This is a genomic window from Allofournierella massiliensis, from assembly GCF_004345265.1.
Lineage (GTDB): Bacteria > Bacillota > Clostridia > Oscillospirales > Ruminococcaceae > Allofournierella > Allofournierella massiliensis.
Genome location: NZ_SLUM01000018.1, coordinates 25,918 through 44,100, shown reverse-complemented (window position 1 = coordinate 44,100; position 18,183 = coordinate 25,918). Strand labels below are relative to the sequence as shown.

The window sequence follows — 18,183 nt, the reverse complement described above, 5'->3', positions numbered from 1 at the left end:
ACAGGAAATGACACAAAAACCGCCCGCCGTGTGCTTTGGCTGCACACAGCGGGCGGTTTGTTTTTCTGTCTGGCCGGCTCAGTCGCTGAACAGGCGTTTTTTGTTGTGCATGTAAACACTGGTAACCAGCCCCACACACAGGTACATCATCAGTGCGCTGCTGCCGCCCGCCGAAAAGAAGGGCAGCGTGACGCCGATGACCGGCAGCAGCATGGTGTTCATGCCCAGATTGATGATGATCTGCCAGGCCATGGCCGCGAATACGCCCACACAGATATAGGTGCCGATGTGGTCCTCGCTGCGCAGGCCGGTGATCAGGGTGCGGATGGCGATGCCGAACAGAAGCGCCAGCACCACCGCGCAGCCCACAAAGCCGATGCACTGGGCCATGTAGCTGAAGATAAAGTCGTCCTGGGCGTTGATCACATAGGAGTGGTCATCGTGGAAAAATCCGTTGCCGAAGATCTGACCCGAACCGATGGAAACCCGGCCGCCCTTCTGCTGCTGCATAATGTCCCGATACTGGGGATCATCCGGATAGAACAGAGCCATGATCCGGTCCACCTGATAACCCTTGAGCTGATCCGGGAAGAAGTTCAGGATCGCCGCAAGCCCCGCCGAGCCCAGCGCAATGGCACTGAGGATGTATTTCCAGGAAAGGCCCGCCGCAAACAGCATCATGCAGCCCATGGTGGCAAACACAATGCCGGTGCCGTCGTCGCCCTGAATGTGGATGATACCCACCGGCACCAGAATGTGCAAAAGCAGCTTGGCCAGCACCTTGGGCTCGTTGATGTGTTCGCGCACATTGTCCAGGTGCATGGCGAAGGTGAGGATAAAGCTGATTTTGGCCAGCTCGGTGGGCTGAAGGCTCAGCGGGCCGAACAGAATCCAGCTGTGGTTATCGGTGTTGCTGGGCGCATATCCCAGTTCGATGGGCCCGATGGAGAGTCGGGTCAGGGTGAGCAGCACAAGCCCCCATGTGATGGTCACATGCACCGGCCAGATCTTGGCCAGGCCCCGGTAGTCGATGCAGGAGAGCATCACCGCACAGAGCAGTCCCAGCAGGCTGGCTGCCGCCTGCATCATCGCATCCCGGTAATTGCCCAGGCCGGTAATCTCGCCGGTGAACGAATCCACAGCAAAGCCGCCGTTGTCCATGCCGATGCTGATGAGGGTGATCACGCTGAGGGTGGAGCAGCACACGCACAGCAAAAGATAAAACCAGTCGGTGGCTTTTATATATTGACGAATGATCTTGAACATTCCATGGCTCCTTCTGTATTTGCCTTTGTGTTTTCTTATTATAGCCCAGTTGAGGGCGGCTGACAATCATTTCCCCACGGCTTTGTGTTGAACTTTGGGGGCTGATTGTGTTGAACTTTAGGGGTTGATTGAGTATACTTATTACAATGCAGCATTGCACAATTTACGGCTAGCACCTCAGGCGGCGTATCCCGCCAAAATTTCCCGTGATACTTTCCAAAAATGCTCGCCAATCCACCAAGGATTGGCTGTGCTTTTTGGTTCGTATCGCAAAAAATTTTCCGGCGTGCTCCACCACCTGAAATTATGCAGTGCTGCCGTAAGTATGCATGTTTTTCGTGTTTCTTTTATGAAAACGAGGCTGCATCCCGTTTTATTTCACGGCCGGCGGGCTTCTTTGCCTGCCCCGGCCGGAATCCCATCGTTAAGGAGCAAATGTTTCATGGCCATCTTCAACACCGCCAGCCGCGCCGAGACCGTGGCTCTGGGCGAGCGGCTGGCCGGCCGCCTTGCCCCCGGCAGTCTGGTGTGCTTCACCGGCGGGCTGGGCGCGGGCAAGACCGCCTTCACCGAGGGGCTTGCCAAAGGCCTTGGCTGCACCGATCCGGTGAGCAGCCCCACCTTCGCCATCGTGAATTATTACCGGGGCCCCCGGCCGCTGGCCCATTTTGACCTGTACCGCATCTCCACCGAGGAGGACCTGAACGCCGCCGGCTTCTACGACTATCTGGATCAGGGCGCGGTGGTGGCCGCCGAGTGGAGCGAGAACTTCGCCGCTCTGCTGGCGCTGGAGCATCCGGTCACCGTGGACATTCAGGTCACCGGGCCGGAGAGCCGGCGCATTTCCATCGAGGGGGTGAGCCTGTGACCGTTTTCGGAATGGACACCGCCGGCCGCACCGTGAGTGTGGCCCTGATGCGGGACGGCCAGCTGCTGTATGAGTGCTATCAGGACGCGGGCCTGACCCACAGCGAAACCCTGATGCCGCTGGTGGACGCGGCATTCAAGGCCACCGGCCTGACCCCCGCGGACGTGGAGCTCTGGGGCGTGTGCGCCGGGCCGGGCAGCTTCACCGGGCTGCGCATCGGCCTCGCGGCAGTGAAGGGGCTGGCCTTCTGCACCGGAGCGCCCTGTGCGCCGGTCTCCACGCTGGAGGCGCTGGCTTACAGCTTTGTGGGCGAGGGTACTGTGATCAGCGCGCTGGACGCCCGCCGCGGCCAGGTGTACTGGGCAGCCTTCGATCTGGCCCCCGGCCACGCCCGCCTTGTGCCGGACGCCGCCGCCGGGCTGGAGGATATGGACGAATTTTTGCAAAATTGCAAAAAGCCGGTGTTTTTTGTTGGTGACGGGGCCGCCCTGTGCTATAATAGGTACGGCTCTTTGCCGGGGGTTCTGCCCTGCCCGCCCGCCTTGCAGCGGCCCCGGGCCAGCGCGGTCTGCCTCGCGGCACTGGAAATGAATCAAAAGGGTCTTTGCGTACCCCCTGCCCGGCTTCTGCCCAGCTATCTGCGGCTGAGCCAGGCGGAACGGGAGCGCCAGGCCCGCATCAAAGGAGAATCGATGCCATGACCAAACCCGTTGCCCTTGCCGCCGACCATGGCGGCTACGAACTGAAGGAAGCCATCCGTAAGCATCTGGATGAGATCGGTGTTGCCTACAAGGATTTCGGCAGCTACACCGGCGAAGCCTGCGATTACCCGGATATGGCCGAGGCCGCCTGCCGTGCGGTGGTTGCCGGCGAATGCGACAAGGCGCTGCTGTTCTGCGGCACCGGCGTGGGCATCAGCATGAGTGCCAACAAGATCCACGGCATCCGCGCCTGCTGCTGCAGCGACGCCTTCAGCGCGGAATACACCCGCCGCCACAACGACGCCAACGCCCTGTGCATGGGCGGCCGCGTGGTGGGCCCTGGTCTGGGCATCTATCTGGTGGATCTGTTCCTGAACACCCCCTTCGAGGGTGGGCGGCACCAGCGCCGGATCGACAAGATGATGGCTCTGGAAAACACCTGAGCTGTTTTTGCAGCTTCAACCATCGGCAATTTATCAATCACAATAAATAAGGAGCGGTTAACAATGAGTAAGAATCCCATGATCCTGGATCATCCCCTGGTACAGCACAAGGTGAGCCACCTGCGTGACCGGAACACCGGCACCAAGGAGTTCAAGGAGCTGGTAAGCGAGCTGGCCATGCTGCTGTGCTACGAGGCCACCCGTGACCTGCCCACCGAAGAGGTGGAGATCGAGACCCCCGTGGCCATCGCCAAGACCCGCGTGCTGAGCGGCCGCAAGCTGGCTCTGGTGCCCATCCTGCGCGCCGGCCTGGGCATGGTGGACGGCATGCTGACCCTGCTGCCCGCTGCCAAGGTTGGTCACATCGGCCTGTACCGCAACGAGGAAACTCTGGAGCCTGTGGAATACTACTGCAAGCTGCCCAGCGACATTGCCGAGCGTGACGTAATGGTGCTGGATCCCATGCTGGCCACCGGCGGCAGCGCCGTGGACGCCATTGCCCAGATCAAGAAGCGCGGCGCCAAGAGCATCAAGTTCCTGGCCATCATCGCCGCTCCCGAAGGTCTGGAGCGCCTGCATGCCGCTCATCCCGACGTGGATATCTATGTGGCCGCTCTGGATGAGAAGCTGAACGAGAACGGCTACATCATCCCCGGCCTGGGCGATGCTGGCGACCGCATCTTCGGCACCAAGTAATTTTCCCTGCATCGAATCAAAGCGGAAACGAGGTGTGCCCTTTGAAACAATTTATTCGTACGCTGCTGCTCAGCCTGCTGCTTACAGGCGTGATCGGAGCCGCATTCTGGCTGTTCCAACAGGGCACTTTTTTTGACCCGGTGGTAAACCGGATCACCATGGCCTGCCTGGTGCTGCTGCTGGCTATTGTGTGGTACCTGTTCTTCTCGAACCTGTGGTTCCACCACATGCAGCGCAAACAGCGGGTGCTGGATGCACTGCCCCAGCCGGAGCCAAAACCGGAAACGAAGCCGGAACCGGACGAGCCTGCGCCTGAACCGGAGCCGGAGGAGCAAAAGCCGGAAGAGCCGGAGCCCGCTCCGGAGCCCGAGCCTGTCAACGGGCCGGAGGCCACGGTGTTCATTCCGCCTCAGCCGGAGCCTGAAGCGCAAACCGCTGCCCCGGAAAGCGCAAAAGCGGACCCGGAGCCTCAGGGCTGGGCTGCAGCGCCGGAAAGCGCCGAGCGCCCGGCTCAAAAGTCCACCCGCGCCGCATCTGCCCGCAAGACGGCGGAGGAGAAGGCCGCGGAGAAAGCCCGCAAGCTGCAGCAGGCCGCCCAGGAAAAGCAGGCCCGCCGGGCCCGCAAACTGGAAGAGGATGCCGCCCGCCAGCAGAAAAAGCTGGAGGAGCTGCGTGCAGAGGCTGCCCGGAAAAAATCCGCCGCCCCCAAAAAGCGGGTGGACTGGAAAAACGGCGAGCAGTAATCTTGTCAAAACAAAAAAGTTCCGTGTGCCCAGGCACACGGAACTTTTTTATTATATTCTCTTTACACCGGGCCAACGGTCTCCCATTCGCTGCTGAACAGCATGCCAAGCACCACCGCCAGCACAAGACAGCCCAGCCAGATGGCCTTTGCCCCCAGCGGCCCCACCGCCAGCGCACTGATGGCCGCACCCACCAGAAAGGCCAGAATTACACCATAATAATTGATCATGTGCATGCGCAGAACCCTGTCTCCGCTGTGGAGATACTGCACCAGCAGTTCGGTGCCGCTGCGCAGGTTGCCGGTACACATGGTGGTGGCGTAAGCCCGGCCATGCACCTTTCGGAAGGACTGCACCTGCAGCGAACAGACAAAGGACACGCACACGTTGGCCACCGTGTTCCAGATATCGTTTACCGGCATAAAGCTCACTGCGGCCAGCACCACCAGCTCGATGCACAGCACCCACTGCCGCCAGTGCAGCACGCCGCTGCCCTGCGCCTTGCCGTGGGCGCGAATGGTTTCGGCCAGCAGCACACCGGCAACAAATGCCAGCACCGGCAGCAGGTATCGGCCCACGCCCCACCAGTTGCCCTGGGCGATGTCCACCCCCATCATCACGATGTTACCGGTCTGGGCATTGGCGAACACATGCCCGCGCACCAGATAGGTATATGCGTCCAGAAAGCCGCCTGTCAGCGCCAGCAGCAGCCCAACCCGCATGGCCTCACTGCTCTGGACTGTGGCATTTTCGCTGCTCTGCACCTCGGTATGCTGCGTCTGATTCACCGTCGATTTCCTCCTGATCCGTAGTTTATTCCGGGCTCCATTATAGGACTTTTTTCTCCGAAATGCAACTTCCACAAAAAGTCGAACAGTGATTTGTCGGTTTTGCCTAGAAATTATTTCCAGACCCCCCGGTAATCAGGCAGGGTTTTTGGGTATAGCTACTCCCCATCGGGCCGGGAATCCGCCGGCACAGCGCCGCCAGATCCGCACCTGCCGCATGGGCCCGGGCCATCTGCCGGGCCGCTTCGCTCTTTTTTTCCAGCGCGGCCAGCGAGGTATCCGCCGGGAGCGCTGCTCCCTTCAGCAGGGAAAGCCCTGCCCGGTTTGCCGCCAGCACATGCAGATAGGGCGGCGTCTGGGGAAGATCCGGCCCGTAGCCCAGCGCCGCGCACAGCGCATAGCGGCGCAGCCGGGCGTGGGCATACCGTTTTGTTTTCATGGCGGCGTACAGGCTTTCCAGATCCGGCGCACAGCGCACCGCCGCCGCCAGCCGGTGCTCCAGCCCCTCGGCTGCGCCCCGGGCAGCGGCCAGCCGGGCCGGGTCCATGGCCCGCAGCCGGCTGAGCACCGCAACGGAAAAGGCCCGCCCGTCCAGATCCTGCCCCTGGGCCGCAGCTTTTTGATACCGCTCCAGCGCCGCGGCGGGCACATAGGGGGCAAGGGCCTGCACGCCCTGCCGGCGCCACAGCCCCCGCAGATAGCTGGCGCTGGCAAAGCCCTCCTCGCCGGGAGTCTGCTGGCCGTGCTGCGCGCCGGTGCGCTGCACCGGCACCGGCACAAGGCTGCTGCCCTGCCGCAGGATGGCCTTGCAGTACTCCACCCCCAGATTGTTGTTGGGGTGAGCCAGAATCTCCCGCGCACAGGGGTGCAGCGAGCCCGCCGCCGCGGCCCGGGCCGCGGCAAAGGCCATGCCCTGCCCCGCCAGCTGCTTCACGGTTCGGTCAAATTCCGGGCTGCACAGCACCCGGGCGGTCTCCATCAGAGCATCCGTATCCGGCGTTTCCGCCCCGAACACCAGACTGTCCAGCCCGGGAAGGGCGCTGAGAGCGGCCACGCCGGCGGCGGCAAAGCCCTCGGCGCTTTGCACCGCGCAGGGGTTTGGCAGGCCGATCACCAGATCGGCACCCGCGTCCAGCGCCGCCGCCGCCCGCACCGCCGGAGGCAGCAGCGCCGCCGAGCCTCGCTGGGTCAGATCCTCACTCATGCACACCGCAATAACCTGTGCCCCCAGCTCCCGCGCCCGGCGCAGCTGCCAGGCATGACCGGCATGAAAGGGGTCGTATTCTGTGATAATGCCCGCCAGACGCATGTTTTCGCCGCCTTTCTCTGGCTTATTGCCGGAAAACCGGCTACCTTCTTGAAAACGAATTGGTTCCATTATATAATAAAAACAGCAAAATGTAAAAACCCGGCTCAGTCAAAGGTTCTCTTTTTCCTGGGCGCGGGTTTTTGCGCCGATTTTTTGATTTTACATGATTGCAGGAGGAAACTTTCACATGAAGATTCTGGTTATCAACTGTGGTTCTTCTTCTCTGAAGTACCAGCTCATCGACATGGACAATGAGAACGTGCTGTGCAAGGGCCTGTGCGAGCGCATTGGCATCGAAGGCAGCAAGATCACCCATAAGGCCAACGGCGGCGCCTGGACCGAAGAGGTTCCCTTCCCCACTCACACCGAGGCTTTCTCCAAGGTCGTTGAGATGATGACCACCGGCGAGGGCGCCGTTGTGAAGGACAAGAGCGAGATCGGTGCCATCGGCCACCGCGTTGTGCAGGGCGCCGAGTTCTTCACCAAGAGCGAGATCGTGACCGACGCCATCATCGACAAGATCGAGGAGATTGCTCCTCTGGCTCCCGTTCACAACATGGCTCATGTGCAGGGCCTGCGCAGCGCCAAGGCTGTGTTCGGCGCCGAGACCCCCAACGTGGTTGTATTCGACACCACCTTCCATCAGACCATGCCTCCCAAGGCTTACATCTACGGCGTGCCCTACGAGATGTACGAAAAGTACTCCATCCGCCGCTACGGCGCTCATGGCACCAGCCACCGCTATGTGAGCATGGCTGCCGCCAAGTTCCTGGGCAAGGATCCCAGCGAGCTGAAGATGATCACCTGCCACCTGGGCAACGGCTCCTCCATCACCGCTGTGGACGGCGGCAAGTGCGTGGACACCAGCATGGGCCTGACCCCGCTGGCCGGCGTGCTGATGGGCACCCGCTGCGGCGACGTTGACCCCAGCGTTGTGACCTACATGGAGCAGAAGCTGGGCATCCATGGTCAGGAGATGGCCGACTACCTGAACAAGAACAGCGGCCTGCTGGGCATTTCCGGCGTTTCCAGCGACAAGCGTGACGTTGAGACTGCCGCTCAGTCCGGCAACAAGCGCGCCCGCCTGGCCGAGGAGATGCTGAACTACCAGATCAAGAAGTACATCGGCGCTTACACCGCTGCCATGGGCGGTCTGGACTGCGTGGTCTTCACCGGCGGCATCGGCGAGAACGACGCTCCCCTGCGCAAAGAGGTTTGCGAGAACATGGAGTTCTTCGGCATCAAGCTGGACGAGGAGAAGAACAAGCAGCGCGGCGCCGACATCATCGACCTGTCCGCTGAGGACAGCCGCGTGAAGATCCTGATGGTCTGCACCAACGAAGAGCTGATGATCGCCCGCGACACCCTGGCTCTGGTGAACGGCTGATTCATTCCGCCAGATAAAGCACAATAACAAAAGCCGCCCGGTTTTCCGTTTGGAAAACCGGGCGACTTTTGTTTGCCTGAATTGACCGGACACTGGAAAGCAAAAAACGATAAGCGCAGGGCTCAGAACCGGGCCTCGCCGTCGTGGGCCAGCAGGCTCACGCTCTCCACACCGGGCACCGCGGCGCAGGCCTGCACCAGCTGAGCCTCCTTGCTGGTGCGCAGCTCCACAATCAGATCCACACCCTGTGCGGTCAGGTTGCGGCTCTTCACCCGGCAGCTCTTGGCAAAGCGGTGCAGCACCGGCTCCAGCGCATGTTCCACATCGGGGTCGCTGCCATTGACCACCAGCAGAAAGGGGGCCTTGCCCGCCGGCACCAGATCCAGCAGGAACACCAGCACGGTGACCACCAGGCTGGCGATGATGGCAATGGAATACAGCCGGGCGCCGCACACGATGCCGATGCTGATGCTCCAGAACAGGAACACCAGATCCATGGGATCCTTCACCGCGTTGCGGAAACGCACGATGGACAGCGCACCCACCATGCCCAGGCTGATCACGATGCTGCTCTGCATGGCCAGCACGATGGCGGCGGTGATCACCGGCATCAGGGCCAGCGCCTTGTTGAAATCCCGGCTGTAAAAGGCGTTGCGGCTGGCCAGCCGGTACACCACATACAGATACACGCCCAGCAGGGTGGTGATGCCCAGCACCACCGCCAGCGCAGCGGGGGTGATGTCGGTGGAGGCAAAGCCCTCCAGCACGCTGTTTTTGATCACGTCGTTAAAACTCATATTGCATTGCCCTTTCCGCCAGCGGCTCGCTCAAAACCAGCCGGCTGAGATAATATTTGGAGAACGCGGTGCGCCGCAGATGGCCCAGTTCCAGCACCTGAGCCACCGGATCCGGTAAAAATTCGTCGTACTTGACCTCCAGCACATGCTGGCCCGCCGGAAGCACCGGCGTGAGGGGCACCCGGGGTTCCAGAAAAAGCCCCACCGCCGCGCTGGCCGCGATATTCCGGTCAAAGGTGATGCGCACATTGCCCAATCGGCTTATGTAGGCGGTGCGCTCGTATTCCACGATCACCTTGGGCGCAAGACCCCGGGTGCGCATGGCCGCCGCCAGAAGATTCATGGGAGGCGGGCTGTCCTTGCCCAGCGGCGGGGGCGTGCCCCGGATAATGGCCCGGCACTGCTCCGGCGTGATGGTGCAGGCGGTCTTGTGGGTCATGCCGTGCAGCTTTTCCTTGATCTCCAGCTTGATGAGGCTTGCATCGCCGTTGTAGATGCGCAGCCGGTATTTGCGCCGGTCGTCCACGCCAGCCTCGTTCTCCCACAGGCAGCTGTTGGAAAAATCGTCAAAATACAGGCTGCGGATGGCGTAGCCGCCGGGCCGGTGATGACCGTCCGGCCGCAGAATGGGCGAAAGCCGGGCCGCCAGCACCGCCAGCTGAGCCCCGCTCACCTGGTATTTCCATTCATTCCGGTAATCCAAACGCTTCCACCCTTTCCGGCCGGTAATCCGCCATATATTCATCCAGATACTCCAGCCGCTTTTCCATCAGCTGGTCGGTCTCGTCCAGATCCAGCGTGCGGTGGGCGGAAAGGCCGCTGGCATAGGCCCCTTCGGCCCCCCAGAGATCCCAGTCCCTGCCCATGGCCCCGCTGCGAACCAGATAGTCGGTCTCGTTCTCCATGGCTTCATACACCGCATCCCAGTCGAACACGGTCTCGCGCAGCTCAGCCCAGCGGCTGGCCACCCGTTCGGCGGTGCCCTCCGGGTCCGCCTCATAGAGCTTGTTCAGCTCCATGTCCGGCACCACCAGCGTGGAGAAATCCAGCTCAAACAGGCCGTCGTGGGTGTCGCCGAAGGTGTAGTTCAGATCCCAGGGGATGCGATAGGTTTTTCCTTCATCGGAGCGGTAAAGATAATACTGGTTCTGGTAGGAGTTGTCGATGGCGCAGGTGAACTGCTTGAACAGGGCCACATCGATCAGGTTGTCCACATTGACCATCTGCTCCAGCTCTTCCGCCTCCGGATGGCTCTCGGGCCGGTAGAAGGCGGTCACATAGTCCCGCATTTCCTGCCAGACGCCCTCGGTCCACAGTTTGGGCCAGACCACCTCCAGCTTATTGAGCCATTCCAGGCTTTGCTCCTGCTCCAGCTGGTCAAAGTCCTCATCCTGAATCATGGTAGCCTGGCGGTATTTGTACAGCCGGTCGCCGCCCTGAAGATCCAGCAGCTCCCGGTCGATGTTGGTGCACAGCAGGTATACACCCATGTATTCGTCGTTCAGATACAGCTCCACGAACTCGCAGACAGCCCCTGCCGGGTCAAACTCCCAGGTGGCGCTCATCTGATTCCACAGATCGTTTGCCACCTTGTCCCGCACGCGGGTCACGTCGGTGGCCAGGTTCAAGAGAATCCAGTCCGCATCCGAGCCAAGACCCAGCAGGTCCTGGGCGTCCGGGTTGCCGTTTTCGTCCAGCAGATTCAGCCGGTAGGACTTTTTGTCCGCAAAATAGCTGGCGTTGCCCCTCCAGTGCCATTCCACACCGGTGCTCACCACCTGCTGGCGCAGGTTGCCCTCCGGCCAGAACACCCGGATGCTGCCGTAGTTGTTTTCCACCGGCAGGCGGCCCATGGTGTAGCCCACCACGTCCCGGTCGCGGGGGATACTCACCCGCACCTGGCTGTCGATGGCGATTACCGGCATACCGCTGCGGTATACATACAGTTTTTTCCACTGCTTACCATCGCTCACATACACCGCCTGCGGGCTGCCGCTGGCGATGGCCTCGGCGCCATCCTCCTGCCACAGCCAGTCCGGCAGATAGATGCTGCCCCACTGGGCACTGAGCGTACCGGTGGGCTCGCCTTCCAGCGGCTGAGGCAGGCAATAGGCCCCCAGCTCCCGATTATAGGCAAGCTCCACCCCGTTCCAGTACAGTGCGCATTCGTCGGCGGTCAGCGCGGCGGTTTGGGTAATGCGCTCGATCTGGCTCTGCCCGGCCAGCCGGGCCCCGAACAGTTGGCGGGACTGCTGCCAGCCGCTGAACGCCAAAAACCCGGCCAGTCCGCACAAACAGCAGATGACCAGGATCCATTTGACTGTTTTCTTCAAGAAATTGCCCCATTTCCCGTATATTCGCGTCACAGTTGTTTTCATTTTACCATGCCGCCCGGAGGCTGTAAAGGCAATACCGCACAATTCCAGATGGTGCAGCGCGCCGGAAAATTTTTATGACAGCAACCCGGAAGCGCAGTCGATCCCTGGTGGACCTGTGAGCATTTTGGGTGAATCGCACGGAAATTTTGGGCGCGATACGTCCGCCTGAGCCATGCGGCGTGAATTGTGCGGCGCTGCCTGAAGAAAAAGGCGCTTTCCGGCAAAGGAAAAGCCCGGCTGGTGCTTGGCACCAGCCGGGCTTTCGTTCCCTTGTTTTGCGCTTGATTACTGAACAACCGCGTTGTAGACCTGCTCTACTTCCTCGGCGTTCTCCCCCATCAGCTTGACGGGGTGCTTGTAATCCAGATTCATCAGGCCCAAGATGCTCTTGGCATCGGCGATAACGCCCTTCAGATCCTGCACGTTCAGCTCGCACTCGCAGGAAGCTGCGGCGCTTACAATGTCCTTAACCTGTTTGAAGCTGGAAACCTTGATCTCTTTCATCATTGTTCTCATGCCTCCCAAAAAATCAAATAAATTGGTTTTTTCCCGGCGGCGCGCCTTTCCCCTGCGCGCGGCATTCCGGTTTTCTTCCGGAGCAAACACCGATGTGCTTAGTATGGCCGAAACAGCCGCCCCTCAAACACACCCTTGCTCCTTGGTAGGCATTATAGCACGGAATAATCCATTTGTCGCCACTTTTCAAAAGTTTCTCCCCGATGTACCAAAAGCGCAGTTTTCCTCAGTTACTTTTTGTTACTTTTGTCTTTAACATTGAGATTGATTCACACTTAGGAAACATTTATCCATATTCCTTTGTCCCTCAGGCAAAAACACCTTGTCCTCCGGCACCAGCATCCGCCATATTTTTGTTGCATTGACGGCCATGTTCTGTTATATATAATAAGGTAACCCCTGCCCCTGATGCGGGGGCTGCATTCGATAAACTACATGTGAAATTCAGAAAGGTTCGTGATTGTTTTTGGATACTCCTGGCCCTAGTATGTACCTGTTCATTCTTCTTCTGGTTGCCGGTTCGGCGTTTTTCTCCGGCAGCGAAACCGCGCTTTCCTCCTTCAACCGCATCCGCATGCGCAACCGCGCCGAAAGCGGCGACAAGGGCGCGGCTCTGGCGCTGAAAATTGCCGACGACTACGACAAGACCATCTCCACCATTCTGATCGGTAACAATATCGTGAACATGGCCAGCTCCTCGCTGGGCACCGTGATGGCAGTTGCCATTGTGGGCCAGCAGTGGGGCCCCATGGTTTCCACCGTGGTAATGACCCTGCTGGTGCTGATCTTCGGCGAGATTCTGCCCAAGAGCCTTGCCAAGGAGCACGCGGAGGCCATCGCCATCCGGGTGGCAGGCATCATTGACCTGCTGCGCAAGCTGTTCACCCCGCTGGTGCTGTTCTTTGTGCTGCTGAAAAAGCTGGCCTTCGGCCGCAAGGCAGCGGACGACCAGCCCAGCGTGACCGAGGATGAGCTGAAAACCATCATCGATACGGTGGAGGAAGAAGGCGTGCTGGACAGTCAGGAGACCGACATCATCCAATCGGTCATCGACTTCGACGATATTACCGTGCAGGAGATTCTGATTCCCCGCGTGGATATGCTGGCTGTGGACGTGAATGACCCGGTGGATCAGATCATCGCCACCGTGCTGGCCAACAGCTACACCCGCATTCCGGTGTATGAAAACGACATCGATCACATCATCGGCATGCTCCACACCCGGGATCTGTTCAGCTGCCTGGCGCAGAATAAACCCGTGAACGTGCGGGAACTCTGCCGCGACATTCCCTTCGTGTACCGCACCAAGCACATCAATGATCTGCTGGCCGAGCTGCGCCGCAAAAAGCAGCACATGGCCATTGTGACCGACGACTACGGCGGAACACTGGGCCTTGTGACCATGGAGGACGTGCTGGAGGAGCTGGTGGGCGAGATCTTCGACGAGACCGACGAGGTGGAGGAGACTCCCATCCAGAAGCTGGAGGAGAACCTGTACCGGGTGGCCGGCGAGGTGAACATCGACGATCTGTTCGACGAGCTGGACCTGAAGATCAAGGATTTCGACAGCGACTATTCCAGCGTGGCCGGCTGGGCTCTGGAGTGCCTGGAGCACATTCCCGAACCCGGCGAGAGCTTCGAGTTCCAGAACCTGCATGTCACGGTGGAAAAGGTGGAGGACAAGCGCATTCTCAGCCTGCTGGTGCGCATTGAACCCAAGCCCGAGGAGGAATAAGACCAATGAACAAGACCGTACTGCCCGGCGGCTACATCCCCTGCCTGGGCCTTTACGACACCCAGAAGGCCATCGGCCTGATCAAGCAGATCTTCGAGGTGAAGCTCTGCGCCGCACTGCACCTGAAGCGGGTCACCGCGCCCCTGTTCGTGGATCCGGCCACCGGCCTGAACGACGACCTGAACGGCGTGGAGCGCCCGGTCAGCTTCGACGTGCCCGCCACCGGCTCCAGCGCCCAGGTGGTGCACAGCCTGGCCAAGTGGAAGCGGCTGGCCCTGCATCAGTACGGGTTCCGGGTGGGCAACGGCCTGGTGACCGACATGAACGCCATCCGCCGGGATGAGGAAATGGATAACCTGCATTCCATCTATGTGGACCAGTGGGACTGGGAAAAGGTGATCACTGCTCAGGACCGCACCCCGGAATTTCTCAAGCACACGGTGCAGAACATCGTGTACGCCATCAGCTCCACACTGGACGAGCTGAAATGGCAGTTTGCAGACCTGAACACCAGCCTGTGCCGGGAGGTCACCTTTGTGACCAGCCAGGAGCTGGAGGATCTGTACCCCGGGCTTTCCCCCAAGGAGCGGGAGAACGCCTTTGCCAAAGAGCACCGCACCATTTTCATCATGCAGATCGGCGGCAAGCTGAAGAGTGGCAAGCCCCACGACGGCCGCGCCCCCGACTACGACGACTGGACCCTGAACGGCGATCTGCTGTTCTGGCACGAGCCTCTGGGCCAGGCCATCGAGATCAGCAGCATGGGCATCCGTGTGGACCCGGCCGCGCTGGACCGGCAGCTCACCGAGGCCGGCTGCGACGACCGCCGCGAACTGCCCTTCCACAAGATGCTGCTGGCGGGCGAGCTGCCCCTGACCATCGGCGGCGGCATCGGCCAGAGCCGTTTGTGCATGCTGCTGCTGGGCAAGGTACATGTGGGCGAGGTGCAGGTGAGCCTGTGGGACGACGAAACCCGCGCCGCCTGCCGCGCTGCCGGTGTTCCGCTGCTGTGATATTTTTCTGATGTTACGGATTTCCGGCCTTCCATTCTGGAAGGCCGGGCTTTTTTTGAATTTTCACAGTTTTTTCGCGTTTTTGCGCTATGCTGTTTTTTACGATTTTCTGAGCAAAGTGAGGCCGATAACAAGATGCTTTTGACCCTGATCGTATGCTTTTTCGCGGGGATGGGCGCGGGCCTGGGCACCGGATTCGCCGGCATGAGCGCCGCCGCGGTGATCAGCCCCATGCTCATCACCTTCCTGCACATGGATCCCTACCTGGCGGTGGGCATCGCCCTAGCCAGCGACGTGCTGGCCAGCGCCGCTTCCGCCATTACCTATGGAAAAAACAAAAATCTGGACATCCGGGGCGGGCTGGTGATGATGGCCGCCGTGCTGGTGTTCACCATGGTGGGCAGCTGGGCTGCCAGCCTGATGCCCAGCCAGACCATGGGCGGCTTCTCTCTGTTCATGACATTGTTCCTGGGCCTGAAATTCATCGTGCTGCCGGTGACCACCACCAAGGAAAAGCGGGCCGGGCTTTCGCCGCTGGTAAGCTGCCTGCAATCGCTGGGCTGCGGCGTGGTGATCGGCTTCATCTGCGGCTTTGTGGGCGCAGGCGGCGGTTTGATGATGCTGCTCATCCTCACCAGTGTGCTTGGCTACGAGCTGAAAACCGCGGTGGGCACCAGCGTGTTCATCATGACCTTCACCGCCCTCACCGGCGCGGTTTCCCACTTCGCCATCGGCGGCACACCGGATGTTTTTGTGCTGGTGCTGTGCATGCTGTTTACACTGGTGTGGGCGCTCATTGCCGCCCGTTTCGCCAACCGGGCAAGCCCTGTGGTGCTCAACCGGGCCACCGGCGCAGTGCTCACCGTGCTGGGCGTGATCATGATCGCGGTGCACTACCTGTAGCCTTTGCGGCAGAAAAAAGCCGCGGGGCATTCGTTTGGAATGCTCCGCGGCTTTTTTGCTGTTTATTCCCGGTTTTTCTCCGGCGGAAGATCCCGCACCGGGTGGAAGGTGGAAAAATAGGTGTTGTACAGATCCTGTGCGCTCTGGCCGCAGGCGGTACGGTAGGCCTGATAGCGCATGAGCAGCTCCTGCGCCTGAGGAGTGAGGGTGCTGCCGCCGCCCCCCTTGCCGCCAATGGTGCGCTGGGTCATGGCAAAGCCGAACTCCTTTTCCGCCCGCTTGATCATGGAGAAGGCCTTGGTGTAGGCCATACCCATCTCGTGGGCGGCAGCCCGCAGGCTGCCCAGCCGCTCCACCGCCAGCAGCAGCTCACAGGGCCCCGCGCCGAAAAAGCGCTCGCCCTCCTCGCTGCAGAAATACACGCTGAATTTTACCTGCATGGCCGTTTCCTCCCTTTTCCGGTTTGCATTACTGCTTGTTCAGCCCCTTCATGGTCAGGCTGATGCGCTTTTTCTTCTGGTCCACGTCCAGGATCTTCACCTTGACCACGTCGCCCACCTTCACCGCCTGGCTGGGATGCTTGATGAACTTGTCGCTCAGCTGGCTGATGTGCACCAGACCGTCCTGATGAACGCCGATGTCCACAAAGGCGCCGAAGTCGATCACGTTGCGCACGGTGCCCATCAGCTCCATGCCGGGCTTTAAGTCCTCCAGGCTCATCACGTCGCTGCGCAGCATGGGCGCGGGCAGCTCGTCCCGCATGTCCCGCCCGGGACGCAGCAGCTCGGCGATGATGTCCTTCAGGGTGGGCTCGCCCGCACCGGTCTCGGCGCACAGGGTGGCAAAGCCGATCTCCTTCGCCTTTTTGGGCAGGGCCTGAATGGCCTCGGTGCCGATGTCCTTATCCGCAAAGCCGCACAGGCTCAGCAGCTTTTCCGCCGCCGGGTAGCTTTCCGGGTGGACGGCGGTGCCGTCCAGCGCCTTTTTCGCCCCGGGAATGCGCAGGAAGCCCGCGCACTGCTCAAAGGCCTTGGGGCCAAGGCCCTTCACCTTTTTCAGCTGGGCACGGCTGGCAAACGCGCCGTTCTCCTCCCGCCATGTCACCACGTTTTTGGCGGTGGAGGCGCTCAGGCCCGCCACACGGGCCAGCAGCGGGGCGCTGGCGGTGTTCAGGTCCACGCCCACGCTGTTCACGCAGTCCTCCACCACGCCGTCCAGCGTTTCGTTCAGCCGCTTCTGGGGCATATCGTGCTGATACTGGCCCACACCCACGGCCTTGGGGTCGATCTTCACCAGCTCGGCCAGCGGATCCTGCAGGCGGCGGGCGATGCTCACCGCGCTGCGCAGGTTCACGTCGAACTGGGGGAACTCCTCGGCGGCCAGCTTGCTGGCGGAGTAAACGCTGGCCCCTGCCTCGCTGACCACCATATACTGCACACCGCCGCCCAGCTCCCGGATGACCTCGGCGGCAAAGATCTCGGTCTCCTTGCCGGCAGTGCCGTTGCCGATGGCAATGATCTGCACATGGTGGCGGCGGATCAGATCCTTCACCTTTGCCTTGGCCTGCTCCACCTTTTTGAACTCAGGCACCGGGTAGACCACCGCGGTATCCAGCACCTTGCCGGTTTCGTCCACCACCGCCAGCTTGCAGCCCATGCGGTAGCCCGGGTCCATGCCAAGGGCCACTTTGCCCTTGATGGGCGGCTGCAGAAGCAGCTGGCGCAGATTTTCGCCAAACACCTGAATGGCGCCCTCGGCGGCTTCCTCCGACAGATTGGAGCGCACCTCACGCTCCAGACTGGGATGGATCAGCCGGGTGTAGGCGTCCTCCACCGCGGCGCTCACCTGAGCCGCGCTGGGGCCGCCGCCCGCCTTCACAAACATGCGGCGGATGCCGCCCACGGCCTTTTCCGCGTCCACCTCCACAGTCACCTTCAAAAAGCCTTCCCGCTCGCCACGATCCAGCGCCAGCACCCGGTGACCGGCGATCTTATTCACCGCCTGGCTGAAATCGTAGTACCCGGCGTAGACGCTGTCCTCTTCCTTTGCAGCCCTGCTCTTCACAAGGCCGAAGGTCTGGTAGAAGCGGCGCAGCTGGGCCCGCAGGGCCGCGTCGTCGCTCACCTGCTCGGCGATGATGTCCCGCGCACCGGCCAGTGCAGCCTCGGCGTCCGGCACCTCGTCATTGATGTACTTTGCCGCCTCGGCGTTCACATCCAGGCCCGGCTTCTGGGCGAAGATGGCCTGGGCCAGCGGCTCCAGCCCACGGGCCTTGGCCACGCTGGCCCGGGTCTTGCGCTTGGGCTTGTAGGGCCGGTAGATGTCCTCCACCTCGGCCAGCGTTTTGGCGGCGTCCAGCGCCTTTTTCAGCTCCGGCGTCATGGCGCCCAGCTCTTCAATGGTGGCCGCCACCTCGCCCTTGCGCTTTTCCAGACCGCGCAGGTACTCCAGCCGGTCGGCCAGCTGGCGCAGCACCTGGTCGTCCATGGCGTTGGTGGCCTCCTTGCGGTAACGGGCAATGAAGGGAATGGTGTTGCCCTCGTCGATCAGGCGGATGGCCGCCGAAACATACTGCTCGGGGACGTTCAGCTCCCCGGCAAGAATCTTTGCAAAATCCATTGGGTTCTTTCTCCTTTGTGT

The 18,183-nt window shown here is 61.0% G+C and carries 18 protein-coding genes; 9 read left to right on the top strand and 9 right to left on the bottom strand.

The genetic code is table 11. The features are described from left to right. Positions 1 to 78 precede the first annotated feature (78 nt). On the bottom strand, positions 79 to 1,266 hold the full coding sequence (locus EDD77_RS11170; RefSeq protein WP_058963122.1) for an FtsW/RodA/SpoVE family cell cycle protein: 1,188 nt from the start codon (positions 1,264 to 1,266) through the stop codon (positions 79 to 81). A 442-nt stretch (positions 1,267 to 1,708) separates the two neighbouring features. On the opposite strand from EDD77_RS11170, the gene tsaE reads away from it, so the two are divergent. From tsaE to EDD77_RS11145, 5 genes are all read left to right on the top strand, one after another. Beyond that, positions 1,709 to 2,134: a tRNA (adenosine(37)-N6)-threonylcarbamoyltransferase complex ATPase subunit type 1 TsaE gene (gene tsaE / locus EDD77_RS11165; protein WP_058963121.1), complete on the top strand. Its 426-nt coding sequence runs from the start codon at positions 1,709 to 1,711 to the stop codon at positions 2,132 to 2,134. Then, complete coding sequence (tsaB, locus tag EDD77_RS11160; RefSeq protein WP_058963120.1) at positions 2,131 to 2,835, top strand: tRNA (adenosine(37)-N6)-threonylcarbamoyltransferase complex dimerization subunit type 1 TsaB; 705 nt, start codon at positions 2,131 to 2,133, stop codon at positions 2,833 to 2,835. Before tsaE ends, tsaB begins: the two co-directional genes overlap by 4 nt. Then, the gene (rpiB, locus tag EDD77_RS11155; protein ID WP_058963119.1) at positions 2,832 to 3,278 is read left to right on the top strand and encodes a ribose 5-phosphate isomerase B; all 447 of its coding nucleotides are present in this window, start codon (positions 2,832 to 2,834) and stop codon (positions 3,276 to 3,278) included. The genes tsaB and rpiB overlap by 4 nt, the downstream gene beginning before the upstream one ends. A 63-nt stretch (positions 3,279 to 3,341) precedes the next feature. Then, positions 3,342 to 3,974 carry a uracil phosphoribosyltransferase gene (gene upp / locus EDD77_RS11150; protein ID WP_058963118.1) on the top strand — a complete coding sequence of 211 codons (633 nt, stop codon included), beginning with the start codon at positions 3,342 to 3,344 and terminating at the stop codon, positions 3,972 to 3,974. Positions 3,975 to 4,015: 41 nt separating this feature from the next. Further along, positions 4,016 to 4,717 carry a hypothetical protein gene (locus EDD77_RS11145; protein ID WP_058963117.1) on the top strand — a complete coding sequence of 234 codons (702 nt, stop codon included), beginning with the start codon at positions 4,016 to 4,018 and terminating at the stop codon, positions 4,715 to 4,717. A 62-nt stretch (positions 4,718 to 4,779) separates the two neighbouring features. On the opposite strand, the gene EDD77_RS11140 is transcribed toward EDD77_RS11145, so the two are convergent. Both EDD77_RS11140 and EDD77_RS11135 read right to left on the bottom strand, forming a co-directional pair. After that, positions 4,780 to 5,505, bottom strand: coding sequence for a YoaK family protein (locus tag EDD77_RS11140; protein WP_242868295.1), 726 nt, complete (start codon positions 5,503 to 5,505; stop codon positions 4,780 to 4,782). 106 nt (positions 5,506 to 5,611) lie between these two features. Then, entirely contained in the window at positions 5,612 to 6,814 is a 1,203-nt protein-coding gene (locus EDD77_RS11135; RefSeq protein WP_058963116.1) for a nucleotidyltransferase family protein, read from the bottom strand. A 187-nt stretch (positions 6,815 to 7,001) separates the two neighbouring features. Here EDD77_RS11135 and EDD77_RS11130 point away from each other — a divergent pair, with 187 nt between their 5' ends. After that, positions 7,002 to 8,201: an acetate/propionate family kinase gene (locus tag EDD77_RS11130; RefSeq protein WP_058963115.1), complete on the top strand. Its 1,200-nt coding sequence runs from the start codon at positions 7,002 to 7,004 to the stop codon at positions 8,199 to 8,201. A 122-nt stretch (positions 8,202 to 8,323) separates the two neighbouring features. Here the strand turns inward: EDD77_RS11130 and EDD77_RS11125 are convergent, their stop codons facing one another. From EDD77_RS11125 to EDD77_RS11110, 4 genes are all read right to left on the bottom strand, one after another. Then, complete coding sequence (locus tag EDD77_RS11125) at positions 8,324 to 8,998, bottom strand: DUF4956 domain-containing protein (RefSeq protein WP_058963114.1); 675 nt, start codon at positions 8,996 to 8,998, stop codon at positions 8,324 to 8,326. Next, a complete protein-coding gene (locus EDD77_RS11120; protein WP_058963113.1) occupies positions 8,988 to 9,701 on the bottom strand; it encodes a polyphosphate polymerase domain-containing protein in 714 nt (237 codons plus the stop codon). The genes EDD77_RS11125 and EDD77_RS11120 overlap by 11 nt, the downstream gene beginning before the upstream one ends. Next, a complete protein-coding gene (locus EDD77_RS11115; RefSeq protein WP_058963112.1) occupies positions 9,685 to 11,331 on the bottom strand; it encodes a CotH kinase family protein in 1,647 nt (548 codons plus the stop codon). The genes EDD77_RS11120 and EDD77_RS11115 overlap by 17 nt, the downstream gene beginning before the upstream one ends. A gap of 330 nt (positions 11,332 to 11,661) precedes the next feature. Beyond that, positions 11,662 to 11,883, bottom strand: coding sequence for a hypothetical protein (locus EDD77_RS11110; protein WP_058963270.1), 222 nt, complete (start codon positions 11,881 to 11,883; stop codon positions 11,662 to 11,664). Positions 11,884 to 12,379: 496 nt separating this feature from the next. Between EDD77_RS11110 and EDD77_RS11105 the strand changes: the two genes are divergently transcribed. The 3 genes from EDD77_RS11105 (at position 12,380) to EDD77_RS11095 (ending at position 15,543) form a co-directional block, all read left to right on the top strand. Continuing rightward, the gene (locus EDD77_RS11105) at positions 12,380 to 13,627 is read left to right on the top strand and encodes a hemolysin family protein (protein WP_058963111.1); all 1,248 of its coding nucleotides are present in this window, start codon (positions 12,380 to 12,382) and stop codon (positions 13,625 to 13,627) included. Positions 13,628 to 13,632: 5 nt separating this feature from the next. Further along, positions 13,633 to 14,640, top strand: a complete 1,008-nt coding sequence (asnA, locus tag EDD77_RS11100) for an aspartate--ammonia ligase (protein ID WP_058963110.1) — start codon at positions 13,633 to 13,635, stop codon at positions 14,638 to 14,640. A 135-nt stretch (positions 14,641 to 14,775) separates the two neighbouring features. Next, positions 14,776 to 15,543, top strand: a complete 768-nt coding sequence (locus EDD77_RS11095) for a sulfite exporter TauE/SafE family protein (RefSeq protein WP_058963109.1) — start codon at positions 14,776 to 14,778, stop codon at positions 15,541 to 15,543. Positions 15,544 to 15,605: 62 nt separating this feature from the next. Here EDD77_RS11095 and EDD77_RS11090 read toward each other — a convergent pair whose 3' ends face one another. Both EDD77_RS11090 and EDD77_RS11085 read right to left on the bottom strand, forming a co-directional pair. Then, complete coding sequence (locus EDD77_RS11090) at positions 15,606 to 15,983, bottom strand: winged helix-turn-helix domain-containing protein (protein ID WP_058963108.1); 378 nt, start codon at positions 15,981 to 15,983, stop codon at positions 15,606 to 15,608. A 28-nt stretch (positions 15,984 to 16,011) separates the two neighbouring features. Next, positions 16,012 to 18,162, bottom strand: a complete 2,151-nt coding sequence (locus tag EDD77_RS11085) for a Tex family protein (protein ID WP_058963107.1) — start codon at positions 18,160 to 18,162, stop codon at positions 16,012 to 16,014. Positions 18,163 to 18,183: the final 21 nt, after the last annotated feature.

Bases quoted from the DNA above. Each gene is read 5' to 3' on its own strand.
- EDD77_RS11170 (WP_058963122.1), bottom strand. From the start codon at position 1,266: ATGTTCAAGATCATTCGTCAATATATAAAAGCCACCGACTGGTTTTAT.
- tsaE (WP_058963121.1), top strand. From the start codon at position 1,709: ATGGCCATCTTCAACACCGCCAGCCGCGCCGAGACCGTGGCTCTGGGC.
- rpiB (WP_058963119.1), top strand. From the start codon at position 2,832: ATGACCAAACCCGTTGCCCTTGCCGCCGACCATGGCGGCTACGAACTG.
- upp (WP_058963118.1), top strand. From the start codon at position 3,342: ATGAGTAAGAATCCCATGATCCTGGATCATCCCCTGGTACAGCACAAG.
- EDD77_RS11135 (WP_058963116.1), bottom strand. From the start codon at position 6,814: ATGCGTCTGGCGGGCATTATCACAGAATACGACCCCTTTCATGCCGGT.
- EDD77_RS11130 (WP_058963115.1), top strand. From the start codon at position 7,002: ATGAAGATTCTGGTTATCAACTGTGGTTCTTCTTCTCTGAAGTACCAG.
- EDD77_RS11125 (WP_058963114.1), bottom strand. From the start codon at position 8,998: ATGAGTTTTAACGACGTGATCAAAAACAGCGTGCTGGAGGGCTTTGCC.
- EDD77_RS11110 (WP_058963270.1), bottom strand. From the start codon at position 11,883: ATGATGAAAGAGATCAAGGTTTCCAGCTTCAAACAGGTTAAGGACATT.
- EDD77_RS11105 (WP_058963111.1), top strand. From the start codon at position 12,380: ATGTACCTGTTCATTCTTCTTCTGGTTGCCGGTTCGGCGTTTTTCTCC.
- asnA (WP_058963110.1), top strand. From the start codon at position 13,633: ATGAACAAGACCGTACTGCCCGGCGGCTACATCCCCTGCCTGGGCCTT.
- EDD77_RS11095 (WP_058963109.1), top strand. From the start codon at position 14,776: ATGCTTTTGACCCTGATCGTATGCTTTTTCGCGGGGATGGGCGCGGGC.
- EDD77_RS11090 (WP_058963108.1), bottom strand. From the start codon at position 15,983: ATGCAGGTAAAATTCAGCGTGTATTTCTGCAGCGAGGAGGGCGAGCGC.
- EDD77_RS11085 (WP_058963107.1), bottom strand. From the start codon at position 18,162: ATGGATTTTGCAAAGATTCTTGCCGGGGAGCTGAACGTCCCCGAGCAG.